The sequence below is a fragment of the Geothrix edaphica genome (genome assembly GCF_030268045.1).
GTDB lineage: Bacteria > Acidobacteriota > Holophagae > Holophagales > Holophagaceae > Geothrix > Geothrix edaphica.
The window spans coordinates 110,327-125,106 of record NZ_BSDC01000002.1; the positions used below are offsets into that span (position 1 = coordinate 110,327).

Annotated in this window: 14 protein-coding genes; 6 read left to right on the forward strand and 8 right to left on the reverse strand. The window is 67.3% G+C overall.

Features of this window, described 5'->3' with window-relative positions:
- The first annotated feature begins 62 nt into the window (after nt 1-62).
- Genes QSJ30_RS08345 through thiS form a run of 3 tightly spaced genes read left to right on the forward strand, consistent with a single transcriptional unit; the run spans nt 63 to nt 2,984 of the window.
- Nucleotides 63-485 carry a 4Fe-4S binding protein gene (locus QSJ30_RS08345; RefSeq protein WP_285608288.1) on the forward strand — a complete coding sequence of 141 codons (423 nt, stop codon included), beginning with the start codon at nt 63-65 and terminating at the stop codon, nt 483-485.
- 16 nt (nt 486-501) lie between these two features.
- Nucleotides 502-2,727, forward strand: a complete 2,226-nt coding sequence (locus QSJ30_RS08350) for an aldehyde ferredoxin oxidoreductase family protein (protein ID WP_285608289.1) — start codon at nt 502-504, stop codon at nt 2,725-2,727.
- 59 nt (nt 2,728-2,786) lie between these two features.
- Nucleotides 2,787-2,984, forward strand: coding sequence for a sulfur carrier protein ThiS (gene thiS, locus QSJ30_RS08355; RefSeq protein WP_285608290.1), 198 nt, complete (start codon nt 2,787-2,789; stop codon nt 2,982-2,984).
- On the opposite strand, the gene QSJ30_RS08360 is transcribed toward thiS, so the two are convergent.
- Together QSJ30_RS08360 and amaB are read right to left on the reverse strand one after the other, a co-directional pair.
- Nucleotides 2,971-4,725, reverse strand: a complete 1,755-nt coding sequence (locus QSJ30_RS08360; protein ID WP_285608291.1) for a sensor histidine kinase — start codon at nt 4,723-4,725, stop codon at nt 2,971-2,973. The two genes, thiS and QSJ30_RS08360, sit on opposite strands and share 14 nt — an antisense overlap.
- Nucleotides 4,726-4,785: 60 nt before the next feature.
- Nucleotides 4,786-6,300 carry an L-piperidine-6-carboxylate dehydrogenase gene (amaB, locus tag QSJ30_RS08365; RefSeq protein ID WP_285608292.1) on the reverse strand — a complete coding sequence of 505 codons (1,515 nt, stop codon included), beginning with the start codon at nt 6,298-6,300 and terminating at the stop codon, nt 4,786-4,788.
- 89 nt (nt 6,301-6,389) lie between these two features.
- On the opposite strand from amaB, the gene QSJ30_RS08370 reads away from it, so the two are divergent.
- The gene (locus tag QSJ30_RS08370; RefSeq protein WP_285608293.1) at nt 6,390-7,295 is read left to right on the forward strand and encodes a LysR family transcriptional regulator; all 906 of its coding nucleotides are present in this window, start codon (nt 6,390-6,392) and stop codon (nt 7,293-7,295) included.
- A gap of 1 nt (nt 7,296) precedes the next feature.
- Here the strand turns inward: QSJ30_RS08370 and QSJ30_RS08375 are convergent, their stop codons facing one another.
- The 3 genes from QSJ30_RS08375 to rplI all read right to left on the reverse strand — a co-directional run bounded on the left by QSJ30_RS08375 (nt 7,297) and on the right by rplI (nt 8,946).
- A complete protein-coding gene (locus tag QSJ30_RS08375; RefSeq protein ID WP_285608295.1) occupies nt 7,297-7,926 on the reverse strand; it encodes a YqiA/YcfP family alpha/beta fold hydrolase in 630 nt (209 codons plus the stop codon).
- Nucleotides 7,927-8,085: 159 nt separating this feature from the next.
- Nucleotides 8,086-8,385: an HU family DNA-binding protein gene (locus QSJ30_RS08380; RefSeq protein WP_243302928.1), complete on the reverse strand. Its 300-nt coding sequence runs from the start codon at nt 8,383-8,385 to the stop codon at nt 8,086-8,088.
- Nucleotides 8,386-8,496: 111 nt separating this feature from the next.
- On the reverse strand, nt 8,497-8,946 hold the full coding sequence (gene rplI, locus QSJ30_RS08385) for a 50S ribosomal protein L9 (protein WP_285608300.1): 450 nt from the start codon (nt 8,944-8,946) through the stop codon (nt 8,497-8,499).
- 214 nt (nt 8,947-9,160) lie between these two features.
- Between rplI and QSJ30_RS08390 the strand changes: the two genes are divergently transcribed.
- The gene (locus tag QSJ30_RS08390) at nt 9,161-9,544 is read left to right on the forward strand and encodes a PilZ domain-containing protein (protein WP_285608302.1); all 384 of its coding nucleotides are present in this window, start codon (nt 9,161-9,163) and stop codon (nt 9,542-9,544) included.
- A 6-nt stretch (nt 9,545-9,550) separates the two neighbouring features.
- Here the strand turns inward: QSJ30_RS08390 and QSJ30_RS08395 are convergent, their stop codons facing one another.
- The 3 genes from QSJ30_RS08395 to QSJ30_RS08405 are packed head-to-tail and all read right to left on the reverse strand — an operon-like array spanning nt 9,551 to nt 13,249.
- Nucleotides 9,551-10,678: a DegT/DnrJ/EryC1/StrS family aminotransferase gene (locus QSJ30_RS08395; protein ID WP_285608304.1), complete on the reverse strand. Its 1,128-nt coding sequence runs from the start codon at nt 10,676-10,678 to the stop codon at nt 9,551-9,553.
- A gap of 53 nt (nt 10,679-10,731) precedes the next feature.
- A complete protein-coding gene (gene lysS / locus QSJ30_RS08400; RefSeq protein ID WP_285608306.1) occupies nt 10,732-12,246 on the reverse strand; it encodes a lysine--tRNA ligase in 1,515 nt (504 codons plus the stop codon).
- Nucleotides 12,247-12,283: 37 nt separating this feature from the next.
- Entirely contained in the window at nt 12,284-13,249 is a 966-nt protein-coding gene (locus QSJ30_RS08405) for a DUF3187 family protein (RefSeq protein WP_285608308.1), read from the reverse strand.
- 183 nt (nt 13,250-13,432) lie between these two features.
- On the opposite strand from QSJ30_RS08405, the gene QSJ30_RS08410 reads away from it, so the two are divergent.
- The gene (locus QSJ30_RS08410; protein WP_285608310.1) at nt 13,433-14,743 is read left to right on the forward strand and encodes a citrate (Si)-synthase; all 1,311 of its coding nucleotides are present in this window, start codon (nt 13,433-13,435) and stop codon (nt 14,741-14,743) included.
- Nucleotides 14,744-14,780 lie beyond the last annotated feature (37 nt).

Genomic DNA, 14,780 nt, shown 5'->3' on the forward strand with positions numbered 1-14,780 from the left:
GTGGCATGGCCATCCCTGATTGACGTGTAGTCAACGGGTCCGAGTCCGGAGGCCTTCGAGCCATGAAACAGCTGGTGATCGATTTCCAGAAGTGCGACGCAGGGCGCAACTGCAACCATGAGTGTGAGATGGAGTGCGCCATCAAGGTCTTCAAGGTGGACGACCCTGCCCAGGCGGCCCTCCAGATCAAGGCCTACGAGGACGGCGGCGGCAAGGCCGTCCTCTGCGACCAGTGCGGCGACTGCGTGGTGGTCTGCCCGACGGAGGCCCTCAAGCGCAACAAGCTGGGCGTCGTGATGATCGACAAGCAGCTCTGCGTGGGCTGCTACATGTGCATCGGCTTCTGTGAGAAGGACGCCTTCATGCGGAACCCCGACTGGATCGTCCCCCACAAGTGCACCTCCTGCGGCATCTGCGTGAAGGTCTGCCCCCACGGGGCCCTCTCCATCGTGGACGTCCCCGAGCCGGCCATCCGGATCATCTGAGCCTTAGGAGCGACCCATGAGCCAGCTTGTGTTTGACCCCTCCAAGGTGATGGACATCGACTACACGAAGCGCACCGAGTACCTGGAGGGCCTCGAGGCCATCCAGGCGGCGCACAAGGTGTTGAAGGAGATCACCTACACGCCCAGCCTGCCGGACAAGGGCTACACGAACCGCACACTCTACGTGAACGTGGGCACCCTGGAGATCACGGAGAAGCCCGTCACCCAGCAGATGAAGGATGTCTTCATCGGCGGCCGCGGGTTCGGCCTCTTCCACCTGTGGAACGCCGTGAAGCCCACCACCCGCTGGAATGATCCCGAGAACGAGATCGTCATCAGCCCCGGGCCCGTGGCCGGCATGACCCAGTACGCGGGCACCGGCAAGTCGCTGGTGGTGAGCCTCTCGCCCCAGACGGACATCCCCATCGACTCCAACGTGGGCGGCTTCTACGGCCCCCTGCTCAAGTTCTCGGGCTTCGACGCGCTGGAGCTCCAGGGCAAGTCCGACAAGGACATCATCCTCTTCATCGACGGGCAGAAAGGCATCATCCGCATCGAGGACGCCCCCACCGATCCGGTGGATAGCCATGTCCTCGCGGAAGTCCTCACCCACATGTACGCCGAGAACGAGAAGGACCTGCCCAACATCTCCGTGGTGTCCACGGGCGCGGCGGCCGAACACAGCCTCATCGGCATGCTGAACTTCTCCTTCTACGACCGCCGCCGCAAGTGCGTGCGCTTCAAGCAGGCGGGCCGGGGCGGCATCGGCACCGTGTTCCGGGACAAGCGCATCCGCGCGCTCGTGGTGCGTGGGCCCAAGGTGGCTGGCGACCTCAACCACCCGGCGGATCCCGAGACCATCGCCAAGACCGGCATCAAGTACCACAAGGAGATCCGCGAGAACGACGGCAGCCAGTGCATGATGCGGCGCAACGGCACGGCCCACATCGTGGAGATCATGGACGCCTACGACCTGCTGCCCGTCCACAACTTCCAGTACGGCTCGCACCCGGACGTCCACAAGATCGACTCCAGCTACTGGCAGCAGCGTTGCACCCAGCACACGGTGGATGGCTGCTGGTACGGCTGCTCCATGGCCTGCGCCAAGGGCGCCGACGGCCTCGTGCTGAAGACCGGCCCCTACAAGGGCGACATGGTCACCGTGGACGGCCCCGAGTACGAGAACGCGGCGGGCCTGGGCTCCAACTGCGGCGTCTTCGATCCCGACTACCTGCTGGAGCTGAACTTCTACTGCGACACCTACGGCATCTGCACCATCACCTACGGCACGCTCACGGCCTTCGTGATGGAGTGCTACCAGCGCGGCATCCTCAACAAGGAGCGCACGGGCGGCCTGGAGATGACCTGGGGCAACGCCGAGGCCGACCTCGAGATGATGCACCAGATGGCCCGCGGCGAAGGCTTCGGCAAGATCGCCGGCCTGGGCGTGAAGAAGATGAAGGAGCACTTCATCAAGAACGGCTGGGGCGATCCGCAGCTCATCAACGACATCGGCATGGAGAACAAGGGCCTCGAATACTCCCAGTACATGTCGAAGGAATCCCTGGCCCAGCAGGGCGGCTACGCACTCACCAACAAGGGGCCGCAGCACGACGAGGCCTGGCTGATCTTCATGGACATGGTGAACAAGCAGCTGCCCACCTTCGAGGACAAGGCCGAGGCGCTCTACTACTTCCCCCTGTTCCGCACCTGGTTCGGCCTCAACGGCTTCTGCAAGCTGCCCTGGAACGACGTGGTGCCCGCCAACAACTCCGAGCAGCCCGAGGCCCACAAGGTGCCCGAGCACGTGCAGAACTACGTGGACCTCTTCAGCGCCACCACGGGCATCCAGATCGACAAGGAAGAGCTGATCGTCCAGTCCGCCAAGGTCTACAACTTCCAGCGCGTGTTCAACATCCGCATGGGCAAGGGGCTCCGCCTGCACGATGCGGCGCCCTACCGTTCCCTCGGCCCCGTCACGAGGGAGGAGTACGAGTCCCGCGCCGAGCGCTACGACCAGCAGATCATCACCGAGATGGGCCTCGACCCCGCCGGGAAGAGCACCGAGGAGAAGATGGCCCTGCACCGGAAGTGGCGCACGGAGCGCTTCTCCAAGCTCATGGACAGCGTCTACACCCGCCGCGGCTGGACCCTCGATGGCGTGCCCACCCTGGCGCGCCTCAAGGAGCTGGGCCTCGACGCGTTCCCGGAAGTGGTCGAAGTCGTGAAGCAGCACCTCTGAGAGAATCGGCCGCGAACGCGGCCGATTCTCTTCGTGAAAAGCATAGGCGGAAAACGCGCATGATCCTGGTGAATGAAGAGGCGCTCGACTGGCACGCGGGCATGACGGTCCGGGACGTGCTGAAGGCGAAGAACTACCGGTTCCCCCTGCTGGTCATCCACGTGAACGATGCGCTGGTGCCGAAGAAGGACTACGACACCACCCGCATCCCCGACGGCGCGGTGGTGAAGGTCATCCACCTCATCAGCGGAGGCTGACGCCCGCCACCGGCAGCAGGGGCAGGAGGATCCGGAACCGGGAGCCCTGGTCCGGCCCGCTCAGGACCTCCAGCCGGCCGCCGCTCTCCTCCACCATGGCCTTCAGCGAGGGCAGGCCCAGGCCCGTCCCCTGGCCCGGGGCCTTGGTGGTGAAGAAGGGATCGAAGATCCGCGCCTGGATCTCGGGGCTCATGCCGATGCCGGTATCCACCACTTCCAGCAGGGCCATGGGCCGCTCCGAGTCCCCCACCCCGGTCCGCACCGTGAGGAGGCCCCCGTCGGGCATGGCGTCGCGGGCGTTGGCCACCAGGTTCACCACCATCTGCTCCACCCGGAGCCGGGAGCTCTGGACGATCAGCCCCCCTCCCACCGCGGCCTCGATGCGGAGGTCCACGGACCGCGGCAGCAGAAGCCTCAGGGTCGCCTCCATCTCCTTCACCGCCGTGCCCAGATCCAGGAAGGATAGGTACTCCTCCTCCCGCCGCGCGAACCCCATCAGGCGCCCGGTCAGGTGCGCGGCGCGGTCCGCCGCCACGGCGATACGGCCAAGCTCCTCCCGGCCCGGGGCCTGGCCCTCGTCGAGCCGCAGGGTCGCCAGCTCGGCCGAGCTCTTCATGGCGCAGAGCAGGTTGTTGAGGTCATGGGCCAGGCCCGCTCCCATGAGCGCGACCGTGTTCATCCGCTCCGTCCTCAGCAGCGTGTCCTGGGCCTGCTCCAGGGCCCGGGTCCGCTGCCGGACCCGATCCTCCAGGGTCCGCCGGGCCGCCAGGAGATCCTGGATGGACTGGAACTGCCGCAGCAGGAGGAGCGCCACCATGACGAGGAAGATGGAGAACGCGCTCCGGGTCACGCTTCCGGGCGTGAAGACCAGCAGCACCGCCAGGACCCCGATGGCGATGGCCACGGGAAGGTAGGGCAGCAGCACCACGGCCCTCCGCTCGGAGCCCGGGCCGGCCAGGGCCTCCTCCACCGGACGGGGGGACCAGGCCGCCAGCCCCTGGAAGAGCGGGATGGCCCCGGCCAGGACGATCCAACCCTGAGTGGCCACCACCGGGGGCAGGCCCGCCAGGGCCCAGGCGGAGAGGGCCGCCAGCCAGGCCAGGGCCGAGGCTCCCAGCCAGCCGAGCGGCCCCCGGATCCGGCCCGGATCGTACGACGTCATGAAGACCACGCCGCCGCCCAGCAGGGCCGCATTGAGGTAGGCCACGAAGACCCGGAAGCCCATGCCCTGGGCCACGGTGGGGAGGTTGCCCTGGCCCCCCAGCACCCAGAGCAGGAAGAGCACGGCCACGGCGAAGATGAGGCCGTCCTGGACCCGCCGCCAGAGCACGGCGCTCGGCTCCTGGGCCCGGGGGAAGCTCAGGACCCCCGCCAGCACCAGGAGGCCAGTCCCCAGCCCAAGGAGGCTCGGCACACCTGCGGCCCAAGGCGCGGCCCAGCCCCGGCTGAGGAGCAGGCTGACCGCCAGGTTCGGAACTTCCAGGGCGGCCGAGAGCGCCAGCAGCCACCAGGCCACGCGGCTGGCGCCGGGGGTCCTCCAGGCGCGACAACCCAGGCTGGCCGCGGCGAGGAGCTCCAGCCCCATGTAGCTCAGCGGCCACACCGCGAGGCGCTGATCCAGGGATAGGCCGCCGTGGACCAGGCCCGCGACGATCCAGACCCCCACCAGCAGCGCCCGGGCGACGGCGGGAAGGGGATGGCCCGGCGGATCGCGCCGGAATGGGAGAATTTGCCCAGCCAAGGGGGCCTCGCAGAAGGATCCCCAAAGCTTAGCGGAACCCGTGCGGGCGGTGGGCGCTCCTCAGAGCTCCAGCGTGATGCCCTGGGCCAGTTCCACCTTGCCGCTGAAGTTGATGGCGCTGGTCTGCCGGCGCATGTAGGCCTTCCATGCGTCAGAACCGCTCTCGCGGCCGCCGCCGGTCTCCTTTTCACCACCAAAGGCCCCGCCGATCTCCGCGCCGCTGGTACCGGTGTTCACGTTGGCCAGACCGCAGTCGCTGCCGGCCGCCGACAGGAACAGCTCGCTCTCGCCCAGGTCGTTGGTGATGATGGCGCTGGAGAGGCCCTGGGGCACACCGTTCTGGAGGGCGATGGCCTCCTCGATGGTCCGGTAGGGCATGAGGTAGAGCACCGGGGCGAAGGTCTCCTCCTGCACGATGGGCAGGTTGCCGGACACCTCGGCGATGCAGGGCGTGATGTAGCAGCCACCGGCCTGGGGCAGCTTCTCCCCGCCGACGAGGATCTTCCCGCCCTGGGCCTTCACCGTCTCGATGGCGGCCAGCATGGTGGCCACGGCTCCGGCGTCCACCAGGGGTCCCATGAGGATCTCGTCCTGCCGGGGATCGCCGATGGGCGTCTTCTTGTAGAGCTCCAGCAGGCGGTCCCGGAAGGCGCCGTAGATGGACTCCTGCACGATGACTCGGCGGGTGGAGGTGCAGCGCTGGCCTGAGGTGCCGATGGCGCCGAAGTAGACCGAGCGCAGGGCGATGTCGAGGTCACCCTTGTCGCTCACGATCACGGCGCCGTTGCCGCCCAGCTCGAGGATGTGGCGGCCGAAGCGCTCCTGCACCAGCTTCCCGACGTGGCGGCCACCCGGGACCGAGCCCGTGTACGACACCAGGGCCACCCGCGGGTCGGTGTTGATGAGGTCGCCGATCTCGCTGCCCTTGCCGATGGCCAGACTGCAGATGGCGGGATCGAAGCCGAAGTCACGCAGCACCTTCTCGGCGATCTTCGTGCAGGCGAGGGCCGTCAGCGGCGTCTTGGAGGACGGCTTCCAGAGCACCGTGTCGCCGCAGACCAGGGCCAGGGCGGTGTTCCAGCTCCACACGGCCACGGGGAAGTTGAAGGCCGTGATGACGCCCACCACGCCCAGGGGATGCCACTGCTCCTGGAGCCGGTGCTGGCGCCGCTCGCTGGGCATGGTGAGGCCGTAGAGCTGGCGGGACAGGCCCACCGCGAAGTCGCAGATGTCGATCATCTCCTGGACCTCGCCCAGGCCCTCGCGCAGGGTCTTGCCCATCTCCAGCGTGACCAGCTCGGCCAGGGCCGCCTTGTTCCGGCGCAGCTCGTCACCCAGCGCCTTCACCACCTCGCCGCGCTTGGGGGCGGGCACCAGCTTCCAGGACGCGAAGGCGGCGTGGCTCTTCGCCAGGATGGCCTCGAATTCCTGGGGGGTGACGTTGGTGACCGTGGCCAGAGCCTCGCCGTTGATGGGGGAGACGACCTGCTGGGCCTTCCCGCTGCCCGTCCACGCGCCGGCGAACCCGCCCGGGTTCACGTCCGAAATGCCCAGCGACTTCAGGACCTCCTGCATGGCCCACCTCCAGGATCCATTTGTATCTTTTTTTGCGTCAATGATGAAACTCATTCGATTCACATGAGGCATGAATATGATTCATACCTATGGACGCCCTGCTCGACCTCCCCCAGCTGCGGACCTTCTACACGCTCGCCCAGGTGGGCAGCTTCACCGCCTGCGCCCGGCGCCTGGGTCGCACCCAGTCCGCTGTCAGCCACGCCATGGCCAAGCTGGAGGACCTGATCGGCCTCCCCCTCCTGGATCGCCGGAGCCGGGGCCTGCGCCTCACCGAGGAGGGCCGGCGCCTCTACCAGGCCTGCGAACAGGCCTTCGCCACCCTCGACGCCGCGGCCGAGGACCTGAAGCGCCACCAGACCCAGGCCCGGGGCCGGCTCCGGGTGGGTGCCACGGTGGAGTTCGGCAGCAGCATCCTCATGCGGCACATGCAGCCCTTCCTGGCCGCGAACCCGGGCATCGAGATCGACTTCACCCTCAGCCACGACCTGCTCACCCCCCTGCTGCGGGATGACCTCGACCTGGCCATCGACTGCGTGGAGCATGCCCTCCCGGCCCTGAAGAAGGTCCCTCTCTTCCGGGAGACCTACGTGGTGGCCTGCACCCCCGCCTTCCGGAAGGTCCACCGCCTGCGGATCCCCGCGGACCTGGCGCGCTGCCCCATCCTGTCCCTGGACAAGGCGGGCGCCTGGTGGAACCGCTTCCTCGTGGCCGTGCCGGACCGGGACCAACCCCACCTGGACCGCTTCATCGCCGTGAACCACATCCGCGCCATGATCCACGCCGCCGTGGAGGGCATGGGCGCCCTGCTGGTGCCCCGCTACAGCGTGCTGGAGGAGCTGGAGCGGGGCGACCTGGTGGCCCTCTTCCCCGCCATCCGCCCCGCCGAGGACCGCTTCTCCATCTACCAGAAGAAGGTGAAGGCCACCCAGGAGAAGCAGAAGCTGCTCACACGGTACCTGCAGGCGTTGAGCCCGACTGAATTCGGGTCGTGATTCACCGCGCCGCGTCCAGTTCGGCCTCCAAGCGGGCAAGGGAGGCTGGTGCCAGCAGCCCGTGATCATCATCGAGGATGTGGAGGATCGCCTCCGGGTTGCGGGCCGCGTAGGCTTCGCTCTCGGCCAGTGGAACGGAATCGTCGGCGCGGCCATGGAGGATCACGGTGGGCACGGCCAGGCGCCAGGTCTCCTCCCCGAGCCAGTTCGGCAGGTCCCGGAGCAGCTCCGGCCCCAGCCGCAGCAGCCGCCCCGCGCCATGGTGGAAGACCTCCATCTCCCCGCGCTCGCGGTAGGCAGCCCAGGTCGGATGCGTCGTGCGGCGCCCTGCGAAGTGGATGGCTGGGGCCAGCAGGAGCATGGCCTTCACCCGGCTCCCTCGGTGGGCCACGGCGGTGGCGATGAACCCGCCGAGGGAGCTGCCCACCAGCACCGGCGGTTCAGGCAGGCCGCGCACCAGGGCCTCCACGGCCTCGACCTGGGCCGTGATCGTGAGGGTCTCGAAGGCCGGCAGGTTCAGGTCCGGCGCGTGGAAGGCGATCTCGCGGGCCTCCACCCATTGGCGCACGAAGCGCCCCTTGTTCCCGTTGGGGGTGGAGGAGAATCCGTGGAGGTAAACGAACGGGGTCATGGATCAAGGATGCCCGAGAACGCAGAAGGGCACTTTGTCCCGGGGCTGCGACGCCGGTGGCATAACCTCCTCGCCGGGTCCAGACTCCGCCGAGCATCGCCGTGGCCCAACGACGAAGGCCGCCTTTCGGCGGCCTTCTGTGTCGTGCTCTAACAATCCTTACATCTGATCCTTGAGACCCTTGGCCGTCTTGAAGACGACTTTCCGGCCGGCGGGGATCTGGATGCTCTCACCGGTCTTGGGGTTGCGGCCCATCTTCTCCTTGGTGGCGCGCACTTCGAAGGTGCCGAGACCGAAGAGGTTGACGCGCTGGCCGGAGAGCAGGGTCTCCACGATGTGGTCGCGGACGCCGTCGAGGATGGACTTGGCACGGGCCTTGGACAGGTCCTGGGCCTCGGCCAGGGTGGCGGCGAGCTCGGCGATGCCGAGGGTTTCAGGCTTGGCAGTGGTCTTCGCCATGGAATGGACTCCTTGGGATGGGGTGGACGGGCTCCGGCTACGCGGAATCCCGGCGGGACCAGCACCTACGCGAGGAGCCGGCCAGGTGGGGGGAATGGATCCTGGGTGGGTCTACTCGGCCGCGGTAGCGGTGACTTCGAGGCTGACCTTGGCGTGCACGCCACTGTAGAGGCGCACATCCACGGTGTAGGCACCGGCGTCCTTGATGTGGGGCACGGTGATGTCGCGGCGATCCAGGGTGAAGCCCTTGCCCTTGAAGAGCTCAGCCACGTCGGCATTGGTGACGGAACCGAAGAGGTGGCCGTTCTCACCGGCCTTCTTGGCCACGGCGAGGCTGATGGCCTCGAGCTTCTCGGCCAGGCTCTTGGCATCGGCCAGTTCCTTGGCGCGGAGCTTCTCGGCGCGGATCTTCTCGAGCTCGATCTGGCGCTTGTTGCCGGCGGTGACCGGCAGGGCCATCTTGCGCGGCAGGAGGAAGTTGCGGGCGTAGCCGTCCTTGACGTTCACGACGTCGCCGCGGGCGCCGAGGCTGGGCACGTTCTCGATGAGGAGGATTTCCATGGGAACTCCAGGGAGGTGAATGGGTTGAAGGTCCGGCCAGCGCTGTGGGTCTCGCGTTGTCCCCGCTTGGGTGAGACGGCGTCCTGCGCCGTCAGGGCCGGATTCCCAGGAATCCGCCCTGTCCCCCGGTGGGTTCAGGCCGATCAGAAAATCCAGTTTATCCCCGGACCGGCCGATACCCAAGCAGGGATTTCCGACCTGAGGCACCCAGTCCATGAACGACCACGACCATCGACGAGACACCCGGGTCATCACCGGCCCGGAGTTCGCCATCTCCTTCACCCTCAAGGGACACGACTTCCGTGACGTCCGCATCATGAACCTGAGCGTCGGCGGGTGCCTGGCCCTGCTGGGGGGGCGCACCGCCCGGTTCTTTCTGCCGGGGGCGACGCTGGACAACCTCGTCTTCCTGCATCCGGACCTGCCCAAGGCCTCCCTCAGCGCCACCGTGACCTATCTGCTGGGCTACTCCTCCACGGAAGCTGCCGCGGACCAGGTGGGCATGGGCCTGCAGTTCCTGTCCCTGGACGGCCCCATCCGCCAGGCGCTGGAGGCCTGGGTGGGCGCGGCGACGGCTGCCGGACGCGCGGCGGACTGAGAACCCTCAGGGCTTTCCGAAGAACCCGAGAATCGCGCTGGCCACTTCCTCGAGCATGGCCGCGGTCATTTCGGGGTAGACCGGCAGGCTGAGCACTTCCTTGGCCGCGAGCTCGGACTCGGGCAGCTGGCCGGCCTTGTAGCCGAGGAAGGCGAAGCAGGGCTGCTCATGGAGGCAGATGGGGTAGTAGATGGCGCTGCCGATGCCGCGCTCCTTGAGGTGGGCCTGGAGCGCATCGCGCCGACCGCCCTTCACGCGGATGGTGAACTGGTTGTAGATGTGGCGGCCCTCGGGCACCACCTCGCGGGGCAGCACGACCTCGTCGGCGGCCAGCCCCTTCATGCGCTCCAGGTACCAGGTGGCGTGCTTCCGCCGGCCCTCGTGCCAGCCGTCGAGCATGGGCAGCTTGGCGCGCAGCACCAGGGCCTGGAACTCGTCCATGCGCCCGTTCATGCCCACCTCGTGGTGCATGTAGACGGGCTCCATGCCGTGGACGCGGATGCGGCGGACCCGCGCAGCGAGAGCTGCATCGCCGCGGATGGCGGTCATGCCGGCATCGCCGAAGGCGCCGAGGTTCTTGGTGGGGTAGAAGCTGTAGGCGGTCAGGTCACCGAACTGCCCCGCGGACTTGCCCCAGCCCTTGGCGCCCAGGCTCTGGCAGGCGTCCTCCACCACGGGGATGCCATGCTTCGCCGCCACGGCCATGATGCCGGGCATGTCCGCCAGCTGGCCGAAGAGGTGCACGGGCATGATGGCCTTGGTGCGGGGCGTGATGGCGGCCTCCACCAGGGCGCCGGTGGCGTTGAAGGTGGCCGGGTCGAGGTCGATGAAGACGGGCTTCGCGCCCAGGCGCGACACCACCCCCGCCGAGGCGAAGAAGGTGAAGCTGGGGACGATCACCTCATCGCCATGGCCGATGCCCAGGCCCATCAGGGCCGCCAGCAGGGCGTCCGTGCCGCTGGACATGGCGACGGCATGGGCCGCGCCGGCATAGGCCGAGATCTCTGCCTCCAGGCCCTTCACGTTCTCGCCCAGGATGAACGCGGAGCGGTCGATGAGGCCCGAGAGCCCCTCCAGCACCTTGGCCTTCACGGCGGCGTTCTGCGGGGCGAGCTCAAGCATCGGGACGGCCATGGGAGCCTCCAATCAGGGTGTTCAAGTATGGCAGCGGGCCGGGCGCGTTTCCGTCACATCGACTCGTCAGGAGCCTCGCTCGGCTTCATCGGGCGCATGAGCGGGAACAGGATGACGTCGCGGATGCTGGCGCTGTTGGTGAGCAGCATGACCAGGCGGTCGATGCCGATGCCTTCGCCGCCGCAGGGCGGGAAGCCGTGCTCCAGGCTGGTGACGAAGTCCTGGTCCAGCAGCATGGCCTCGTCGTTGCCGGCTTCGCGCTCGTCCATCTGGGCCTGGAAACGGCCCATCTGGTCGATGGGGTCGTTCAGTTCCGAGTAGGCGTTGGCCAGCTCCATGCCGCCGATGAACAGCTCGAAGCGGTCCACGAACCGGTCGTCGTCGGCCAGGGTCTTGGTGAGCGGGGACAGCTCGATGGGATAGTCCGTGATGAAGGTGGGCTGGATGAGCTGCTTCTCGGCGTGGTGTTCGAAGAGGTCGCCCAGGAGGGTGCCCACGGTCTTCGCGTCCACGTCCTCGATGTGGGCGGCCCGGGCGAGGGTGCGCACGCTGTCGCCGTCCTCCAGCTGGTGGCGATCGATACCGCCGTACTGCGCGATGGCGTCTTTCAGGGACAGGCGGCGGAAGGGCGCGGCGTAGGAGATCTCATGCTCGCCCCAGGGCAGCGTCTCGGAGCCGATCACCCCCTTGGCCAGGGCCGAGAACAGCTCCTCGGTGAGGGCCATCATGTCCCTCAGATCCTGGCCAGCGGCGTAGAACTCCATCATGGTGAATTCGGGATTGTGCCGGACGCTGATGCCCTCGTTGCGGAAGCTGCGGTTGATCTCGAAGACCTTCTCGAAGCCCCCCACGATGAGCCGCTTGAGGTAGAGCTCCGGAGCGATGCGGAGGTAGAGGGACATGTCCAGGGCGTTGTGGTGCGTGATGAAGGGCCGGGCCGTGGCGCCGCCGGGGATGGGCTGCATCATGGGCGTCTCGACTTCCAGGTAGCCCTGGTCCTCCATGAAGCGCCGCACGCCGCTCACGATGCGCGACCGGGTCTGGAAGGTCTTCAGCACGTCGCCGTTGGAGATGAGGTCCAGGTACCGCTGGCGGTACCGCTGCTCCTTGTCCTGCAGGCCATGCCACTTCTCCGGCAGGGGCAGCAGGGCCTTGGAGAGGAACTGGATCTCCTTCACCCGCACGCTCAGCTCGCCGGTCCTGGTGCGCATGAGGGGCCCGGTAACGCTGATGAAATCGCCCATGTCCAGGAGCTTGAGGACATCCCAGCCCGGCTCGGCCACGTCGTTCATGCGGAAGAAGGCCTGGATCTTCTCGCCATTCTCGGTGAGGTGGGCGAACACGCTCTTGCCCATCTCGCGGATGGTGAGCACGCGGCCCATCACGGAAACCGGGAGGTCCAGCCCTTCCAGCTTCTCGTTGGGCCAGGCTTCCGCGTCCCCGTAGGCCGCTGCCAGCTGGGCGATGCCGTGAGTCCGCTGCGCCTTCCGGGGCCAGGCGTCCAGTCCGAGGGCCTTGAGCTTCTCGAGCTTCTCAAGGCGGATGTCGCGGTACTGGTTGGGCTGCATGGGAACTCCGGCACGAACCATCTAGTTTACAGGCAGGTCACTTCCCGTCGAAGCGGTAGACCAGGTAGGCCGTGATGTCCGGGGCGGTGAAGGTGCCGGCCTCCTCGCTGACCCCGAAGCGCCAGCGGGGCAGACGGGTGTGGCGGAGGGTCCAGTGCTGCTGCCAGCCCGCCCGGTCCAGGCGCTCGAGGCCGGTGTGGTAGGGACTGCCGGTGTAGGCCAGGCTGACCTCGAGGCCGAGTCCGTCCAGGAGGCCCGGCCCCTGGCCCAGCCAGGCCACGGAGCCCCAGGCCCGGTTGAAGGAGGTCCGGTCCATGACCTCCCGCAGGGGGCTGTTCCGGGGCAGGCCGAGCATCACCCGCTCCACCTGGCCGAAGACCTTGAAGCGCCCGTGCCGCTTCCAGGCCGCGGCGCCCACCAGCCCATCGGTGTCGCCGCTGCCGGAAAAGTCGGACTGCTTCCCGGTGGGCAGCTGCACCGAGGCGCCGACGCGCCCCCCGGCGTCCGCGGTGCCGAAGGGCCGGACCCAGGCCACATCGAGATCCATGAGGGACACGCCGGGCCGGGTCAGGTCCCCGATCACCCGCCCGTCCCGCTCGAGGTGGTAGACGAGCCGGTTCTTGGGCGCATCCTCCCGTCCCCCCTGGGGCATATTGAACATCGTGTGCCAGTTCCAGATGGCCTGATCCGCGATGCCGCCGGAGCGCGAGGCCACGCGGACCCGGACATTGAACCGGGAGGATCCCGCCTTCACCGCCCAGTCCCCCGTCAGCTGCCATTCCTCGCCATCCAGGCGCGCGAAGGTCCGGCCGTCCGCGCTGCGCTCCAGGTCCGGCCGCAGCATCTGGCTGGTGGCTTCCAGGGCCACCTCGCTGGCGCCTTCCGGCAGGGGCTCCGGAAAGCCCTCGAACCAGGCCAGGCGGTTCGGCCGTGGCGTCTCCTGGGCCACGAGGCCCGCGGCCACCATTGCGATCAGCAATACCCTCAGATTGACCAAGGTCACGGCAACTCCTACCAGCTCCATCCATACTCTGGACTATGGGTCATGATCAGATCGATTAATTCCCAGGTGGTCATCAAACAGCACGAAAGACATCGCATCGATAGATGATGCCCGTATGATGATCGGACCCCCTGCTCCTTCATAGCCACCCCATCCACCCTCCCTCATTTCATGGAGCCAGCCATGACACGCCTCAAAGCCCGTCTTCAAGAGAAGATTGAGGAACATCGCCCCCGAACCACCCGGCTCCTGAAAGAGTTCGGCAAGGTGGTCATCGACGAGGTGACCATCGATCAGTGCATCGGCGGTGCCCGGGACATCAAGTGTCTCGTCACCGACATCTCCTACCTCGACTCCCAGGAGGGCATCCGCTTCAGGGGCAAGCTCATTCCAGAGACCTTCGCCGCCCTGCCCAAGCTGCCCGGCGCCGAATACCCCACGGTGGAGTCCTTCTGGTACTTCCTGCTCACCGGCGAGATCCCCACGGCCGAGGAGGCCGAGGAGATCCACCAGGACTTCAAGGCCCGCGCCAAGGTGCCCGCCTACGTCTTCGATGTGCTGCGCGCCCTGCCCAAGGACAGCCACCCGATGGTGATGCTCTCCACCGCGGTGCTCGCGATGCAGAAGGAGAGCAAGTTCAACAAGGCCTACCACAGCCTGAAGAAGAACGACTACTGGGACACCACCTACGAGGATGCCTGCGACCTGCTGGCCAAGCTGCCCGAGATCGCCGCCTTCATCTACCGCTACAAATACAAAAACGGCGACATCATCCCCGGCAACTACGAGCTCGACATGGGCGCCAACTTCGCCCACATGATGGGCATCGCCAAGCCCTATGACGACGTGGCCCGGATGTACTTCATCCTCCACAGCGACCACGAGAGCGGCAACGTCAGCGCCCACACCACGCACCTCGTGGCCTCCGCGCTGTCCGATGCCTACTACGCCTTCAGCGCCGGCCTCAACGGCCTGGCGGGCCCCCTCCACGGCCTGGCCAACCAGGAAGTGCTGCAGTGGATCATGGAATTCCAGACCAAGATGAACGGCGCCGAGCCCACAGAGGAGAACGTGAAAGCCGCGCTCTGGGACACCCTGAACTCCGGCCACGTCATCCCCGGCTACGGGCACGCCGTGCTGCGCAAGACCGACCCGCGCTACACCGCGCAGATGGAGTTCTGCCAGAAGCACCTGCCCAATGACCCGCTCTTCAAGCTGGTCAACATGATCTACCACGTGGCCCCCGGCGTGCTCACCGAGCAGGGCAAGACCAAGAACCCCTGGCCCAACGTCGATGCCCAGAGCGGCGTGATCCAGTGGTACTACGGTCTCACCGAGTACGACTTCTACACGGTGCTCTTCGGCGTGGGCCGTGCCATCGGCGTGCTGGCCAACATCACCTGGGACCGCGCCCTGGGCTACGCCCTGGAGCGCCCCAAGTCCGTCACCACCGCCATGCTCGAGGACTGGGCCGCCAAGGGCGGAAGCAAGTAGGTTCTTCACTCCGCAGAGAAGGGGCGGGCCTGCCGGC

Coding starts and splice junctions, on each gene's coding strand:
- amaB (WP_285608292.1), bottom strand. CDS start 6,300: ATGCAGGAGGTCCTGAAGTCGCTGGGCATTTCGGACGTGAACCCGGGC.
- QSJ30_RS08390 (WP_285608302.1), top strand. CDS start 9,161: ATGAACGACCACGACCATCGACGAGACACCCGGGTCATCACCGGCCCG.
- QSJ30_RS08375 (WP_285608295.1), bottom strand. CDS start 7,926: ATGACCCCGTTCGTTTACCTCCACGGATTCTCCTCCACCCCCAACGGG.
- QSJ30_RS08345 (WP_285608288.1), top strand. CDS start 63: ATGAAACAGCTGGTGATCGATTTCCAGAAGTGCGACGCAGGGCGCAAC.
- QSJ30_RS08350 (WP_285608289.1), top strand. CDS start 502: ATGAGCCAGCTTGTGTTTGACCCCTCCAAGGTGATGGACATCGACTAC.
- QSJ30_RS08370 (WP_285608293.1), top strand. CDS start 6,390: ATGGACGCCCTGCTCGACCTCCCCCAGCTGCGGACCTTCTACACGCTC.
- QSJ30_RS08395 (WP_285608304.1), bottom strand. CDS start 10,678: ATGGCCGTCCCGATGCTTGAGCTCGCCCCGCAGAACGCCGCCGTGAAG.
- QSJ30_RS08410 (WP_285608310.1), top strand. CDS start 13,433: ATGACACGCCTCAAAGCCCGTCTTCAAGAGAAGATTGAGGAACATCGC.
- QSJ30_RS08380 (WP_243302928.1), bottom strand. CDS start 8,385: ATGGCGAAGACCACTGCCAAGCCTGAAACCCTCGGCATCGCCGAGCTC.
- rplI (WP_285608300.1), bottom strand. CDS start 8,946: ATGGAAATCCTCCTCATCGAGAACGTGCCCAGCCTCGGCGCCCGCGGC.
- thiS (WP_285608290.1), top strand. CDS start 2,787: ATGATCCTGGTGAATGAAGAGGCGCTCGACTGGCACGCGGGCATGACG.
- lysS (WP_285608306.1), bottom strand. CDS start 12,246: ATGCAGCCCAACCAGTACCGCGACATCCGCCTTGAGAAGCTCGAGAAG.